Source organism: Pseudobacillus badius (genome assembly GCF_002189605.1).
In the GTDB taxonomy this organism is placed as follows: Bacteria; Bacillota; Bacilli; order Bacillales; family Domibacillaceae; genus Pseudobacillus; species Pseudobacillus badius.
In genome coordinates this window covers 1-1,553 of record NZ_MWMM01000052.1, presented here as the reverse complement: position 1 = coordinate 1,553, position 1,553 = coordinate 1, and the positions used below count along the sequence as shown (strand labels likewise).

At 30.7% G+C, this 1,553-nt stretch carries 1 protein-coding gene; it reads left to right on the top strand.

Annotated features, from left to right (window positions below; all coding sequences use genetic code 11):
• Positions 1-161 precede the first annotated feature (161 nt).
• Complete coding sequence (locus B1A98_RS19930; RefSeq protein WP_063384313.1) at positions 162-971, top strand: Shedu anti-phage system protein SduA domain-containing protein; 810 nt, start codon at positions 162-164, stop codon at positions 969-971.
• Positions 972-1,553 lie beyond the last annotated feature (582 nt).

Sequence of the window (1,553 nt, the reverse complement as noted above, 5' to 3'; positions counted from 1 at the left end):
TCCTTTGTATTGGATTTGGATGGTTACCTACCGCTCAACCAGTATAAAGGATTTTTTTATGCTTGGATTATATTACAGAAAATTCAGTTTAATACGATGCGTTGAATTATTTTAATGCGACGCTAGTGAAGTTAAATAAATGAGTTACAAGGAGTAACATTATGAACCTGTATCTAAGAGATTACTCTTCCTTAACAGATGAAGAAACAAAACAATGGGAAGCAATTAAAGAATCAGAATACAATAGTTCTTTATTTGGAAAAATAAATAAATTTAGGGAATACCCAAAAGCAGCAAGACATTACTTATCACTTTTTCCTAATAATTATCTTGATATTGAAGAACTAAGAGATGAAGAACACCTACGATTAGTCGCTCAAGAGTTTTTAAATAAACTTGACGAGTTCGATATTAATGAACAACATCTTCTTAATTTCATTAATAGGAATCGTTACTATGTAATCATAGCTTCAATATTTAAACTCTATAATTTTGGTCACCATGATGCATATCTATTTAAAGAATTCCCTCTAGGTACTTCTTACAAAGCTGACTACTTATTCTTATTAGTTGGCAAGGGGTCCGGAGGCTATGAATTTGTTTTCATAGAATTAGAAAAACCAACTGAAAGAATCTTTTTAAAAAGTGGTGATTTGGGCGAGACATTTAATAAAGGATTGCGACAAATAGCTAGCTGGAAAAGATGGTGCGAAAATTATTTTGTAAGTCTATCGGAAACTTTTAATAAATACAAAAACATCAATAAACATCTTCCCTCCGAATTTACATCTAATGATTCGATGAGACGGCATTATGTAGTAGTTGCCGGCCGAAGATCTGATTTCGACATAAATAAAGAAATTACGTATTCTATCCGACGTGAAAAGAAACGAACTGAAGCAATAGAACTGCTACATTATGATAATTTATATGATTTTACTTTAAGTATTATTGGAAATGACTCTTTTTAAGGTGATTTGTTTAATTAACTTCTCTAATGAATTTCATGCTTAATTATCAACTAAGAGGTTACAAAAGATAAAAAGATCCGCTAAATTGTGTACTTAGTGGATCTTTTCATTTTTTTAAAGATACATGTTTATAGGGATTAACTAGAAAAATTCCTTCTCTTTCTACGTTTGTTCTTTTTTATATTTACCTGTGGACTCTTCCTTCTGCGACTTTTAAACTTTTCTGTCTTTGTTATTCCATACTTTCTGACATAAAATTCTTGAAAAACACTTTTATCCTGATTAGATTTGAGATTTTGCAGTAGATGTTCTTCTATGTTAGTGTAAATTGCTTCATTAATTTTTTCATTACTCATTACGTTAATAAGCTCTTCTGTTTTTAGAATTAAAAAGGTATTTATATCAAGGGTCTCAATATTACAACTTTCTACGCAGAATATAAAATCAAAGTAAGGGGAATACCCCTTTAAATCATTAATATATGCTTTGGATTGTCAACACTAAATCAGACAACTTTTTTAAGGGACGCCCGTTTGTATTCAATCGGGCTTAAATAGCCTAGCGTCCCATGAATTCGCAGCT